At 33.4% G+C, this 4,110-nt stretch carries 3 protein-coding genes; 1 reads left to right on the top strand and 2 read right to left on the bottom strand.

The window, feature by feature from the left end:
• Window positions 1-84: 84 nt before the first annotated feature.
• On the bottom strand, window positions 85-915 hold the full coding sequence (locus A5868_RS06745; protein WP_087654100.1) for a helix-turn-helix domain-containing protein: 831 nt from the start codon (window positions 913-915) through the stop codon (window positions 85-87).
• Between the two features lie 114 nt (window positions 916-1,029).
• On the opposite strand from A5868_RS06745, the gene A5868_RS06740 reads away from it, so the two are divergent.
• Window positions 1,030-1,920, top strand: a complete 891-nt coding sequence (locus tag A5868_RS06740) for a DMT family transporter (protein WP_086304186.1) — start codon at window positions 1,030-1,032, stop codon at window positions 1,918-1,920.
• Between the two features lie 1,328 nt (window positions 1,921-3,248).
• On the opposite strand, the gene A5868_RS06735 is transcribed toward A5868_RS06740, so the two are convergent.
• On the bottom strand, window positions 3,249-4,110 hold an 862-nt coding region (locus A5868_RS06735), incomplete at its 5' end, for a PKD domain-containing protein (protein ID WP_217867341.1).

Raw genomic sequence — 4,110 nt, 5'->3', positions numbered from 1 at the left:
AGCCCATAAATATAAACTAAACATATTTGAATCCCCCTTCACTTTATGCCAAATTCTTGCTGTAAAGAAAGCAAAAAAAGTACATTATCCAAATCGTTTTCTAAACTGAAATGGAGTAAGTGCATATTTGTTTTTAAACCGTGTTATAAAATAGCTAATATTATTAAATCCTATCGCAAAACAAATTTCTGCTACATCTAATTCAGTTTCCAACAACATTTTTTTCGCCTGATTCAGACGATAGTCGATTAAATAATTGTTTGGAGAAAGCTTGGTATAACTGTTAAATAAGTTTGTACAGGTTTTCTTACTTATTGGAATTGACTGTGCTATGTCTTGTACTTTAATTGGTTTTTGATAGTTGTTATGAACATAATCCAACAATTGATAGATAACGACTTCTTCGTGCTTACTAGTAGTAGCTTGATTTTTATCGATATCATTCAGACTACTAATCAATAATTCATAAATGCCAAGATAATTTATATCTTCCATGTCCTTTTTGAGAGTGCTCAAGATTTCTAAATTTCGAGTATTTGTACTAAGGAACATATAGGCAAAAGAAGTTTTCTTGGTATATTCTGCAATAGTCAACTCATAAATTTCCTCGTTAATAAATTGAGGGGAAAAATCAATACAGATGTATTCTACTAGCGCTGTAGCAGGAATTGCTCCATGAATTTTAGAGGTATTAATTAGTAAACCTTCATTTTGTTGAAGCTGGAACTCTTCGCCTTCAACCCTATACAGTAATGTTCCAGAAAAGACCCATACCAATTGAAATTCTTCATGCCAATGCAAAGTTATGGTATCATGCCTTTCTTTCATCAACGTACGGTGGTAAATACCCAAGGGAATTTTCTTGGTTACATGTCGTGTCACTTCTTTTTTATTATCGTCTACTTGAAAAAACATATTATCTCCTTTTGTACCCAATACTGTTATTATTTCGCCCAAAACTGTTAGAAAACAAATTAAATAAACATTATACTGATATACTAACAGCAACTCAAAAAGGAGTGAAAGACTATTTTAAAAAACAAAAAAAATACCGGTATTCTTTTTGCTAGTATTGCAGCTGCCTTATGGGCTGTCTCAGGAATATCCGGACAAATTTTATTTATCCAGTTTCATTTTTCGGCAGCATGGATCGTATCAACACGCATGATAATTGCAGGTTCCCTTCTACTTATGATTGCACGAATTAAGAATAAAGATGCACTTATTTGGCCTTTCAAACACAAAACTGATTTTATTTCAATAATGGCATTTTCACTTCTGGGGATGTATCTTGTCCAATTCACTTATTTTAAAACTATTGAGCTCAGTAACGCCTCCTTTGCGACAATTGTTCAATATATTGGTCCTGTTTTCGTCATTTTCTATACAACATTGAAGACAAAAATTCTACCAGCCAAACAAACGATTTATTTAATCTTACTTGCTTTGTTTGGGGTTACTCTAATTGCCTCTAAAGGAAAGCTAGAAAATTTAATAACTTCACCAATGGCATTTCTTTGGGGGATTGGTTCTGCCATTTCGTTAGCTTTTTACTCGATTCAACCACGGCTCTTGCTTGAAAAACATGGAAGCATCTCAGTCGTTGGTTGGGGCATGTTTTTAGGAGGTATTGCCGCAAACTTAATCCATCCAATTTGGAAAGTTGACGGTCTACTTACTCCGGCCTCAGTGCTTCAGATCTTTATTGTTATTGTTTTCGGTACTGCATGTTCATTCTTAATCTATCTATCTAGCTTGAATTACATCTCTTCTGCTTTAGCAAGTGTCCTTACAGCATTTGAACCAATATTAGCTACTATTTTTTCTATTTCCATTTTTCATCTACGCTTATCTTTATCAGAGTTTATTGGTTTTATTTGCGTCTTGGGGGCAATTCTGTTTTTACAAAAAACTCTTTAATAGGCAGACAATCCTACTAAAAAAACGCGGAAGACACGCAATAAATAAGTTGCGGGTCTTCCATGTTCATTTTTTTCGTACAGTTGCTAAAATTGCTAATCTTTCTTTTTTTCAACGACAAAGGAAATGCTCTATAACATTTCGTACCATTATAAGACTAGTCATTTTCTAACTACCAGTTTCTTCAGCTTGACAGACTCTGCCTCTCAGCAAATTCTTAGTTTTGACGGCTTTTAACCAAATATCTTAAGAAAGTATAGTCTACTAAGTACACTAAGATGACTATAAATTATTACTTTACCAATTCTGATTCTCTCAACGCTTTCCCCATGTATTAACTTTCCTTGGAACATTAAATACTTCATCTGTTTGATCAATTATTTCACTATTATTGAAAAGATCGTTCATCAAAAACCGATTCTAAACCCATATATAATCAATTACTACACCTTTTCGAAACGGCGGACGTAAAAGATCATATTAACACGATTTACTGAGCCACATAAATCGTGTTGCTCTGAGCCAGTTAAGTCGGTGAGAAAGAACCATTGCGCTCAATAAGATTGAAGCTCAATTAAAAACTTTATTTGTATTTGACAATGAGTGCGTTGTGTTAACCTTGTCAAGCTCGTCAGACGTTTATGGACTTCGTTCCTGACGAGGAAAACACATAAGCTAAGGCTCATTGTCAAATACAAATTGGTAAGATTATTTTGTGATTGGACAATCGAATTTGATGGCGTAAAAAGACCGGTTTAGGTGGCTCATTTACATCCGACGAAATGACTCCCGAACTCGGCCCTATACACCTTTTGCAATCCTTAATAAACAATTGATGTTTTAAAGCCTCTCTTATCTCGACTGCCTCAAGATCTTACGAGATAAAATAATATCTCTTTCACGAAAATTTATTTATCATCTTGATTTTAGTTTTTACAATGTCACTTTGATCATGAAGGATTCACTTTCTGCCACATCCATTTTCTTGACAAAAATGATCCCAAGCTATTTATATCAAATTTTCAGAAGAACCATTTCTGTATGTAGGATCGGAAGTTTCTGTACACAACTTCCTTCATCTCAGTCTTATTGATTTCAGTTTTTGGTTAGCTAAGCTTGGCGATAACTTGCCAGGGGTTTAACTTTCATGAGTTAAAATAGTGCCATAATTGATACACTAGAAAAAGCCAAAAAGAAGTTGCTCTTTTTAGCTTTTCATTTTACATAGAAATAAAGTCACCCTTAACAACTCTAACTTAAGTTAAATAAATACTGAAAAAAAGATGCAATATAAATTAGAATCTAAAATAATAATTTTCCTAACTAATTTATTTTGATCCCTTTTTTACTACTACACGAACGTGATCTATATTTTGAACTTTAGAGAATGAAGAGTTACTATTACTATCACGATTTGAAGTAACTTTAACAGCCGCATAATAGGTTCCAGCCTTATTATACTTGAATGTTTTGTTATCTATAACTTTCTCACTCACCTTACTTAAATTAGATGCAGAATAATCTCCATTCCCTAAACAATCCCACTCAACACTTACTATTTTCCCTGAACCTGGCATAGCCTTAGCAATTGAATTGAACTTAACCTTTTGTCCAACATTTACGACTATTTTTTTATCTTTTTTTACTGTAAGTTCGACAATTGGCTGAATACCTCCGCGTTCAGAAATATCATTGGATAAATCTGTAATTTGCGAATCTTTAACACTATAGTTAGTAGATTTGGAAGGTTCCTTTCCCTTTTCAACCCAATCACTTAAATCTAAAAGAGCATGTTCAAGAACACCCGTATACGGAACTAATAATTTTTCATTTGTGGCAGGATCGCTATCTATATGATCGGAATTATCATTGTACCAAATTCTAAAATTGTCATCATAATTCTTACCTAACGCTTTTTTCACACGTTTTGCATACCAATCAGCACTCCAAGGATTAGCATCGCAATCAATCAAATTGGCTACTAAAATCATTTTATTATTAATCATTCCACTATAATCGGCCCCGCCACTAACGTTTCCACAAATTAGAGAACCAATATTGACATCTCTCTGAGGATATTTTAATGAACCGTCATCTTTTTTAAATTGATCCCAAGTATAATAATCCTTTTCTTGAGGAACCTGATGTCTGTGATAAGTTAATAATGCCAAAAACCAATCATTACTAATT

Source organism: Enterococcus sp. 12F9_DIV0723 (genome assembly GCF_002174375.1).
GTDB lineage: Bacteria > Bacillota > Bacilli > Lactobacillales > Enterococcaceae > Enterococcus_A > Enterococcus_A gilvus.
The sequence above is the reverse complement of the archived record's forward strand: the minus strand, read 5'-3'. Positions and strand labels throughout refer to the sequence as shown.

Coding starts and splice junctions, on each gene's coding strand:
- A5868_RS06745 (WP_087654100.1), bottom strand. CDS start 915: ATGTTTTTTCAAGTAGACGATAATAAAAAAGAAGTGACACGACATGTA.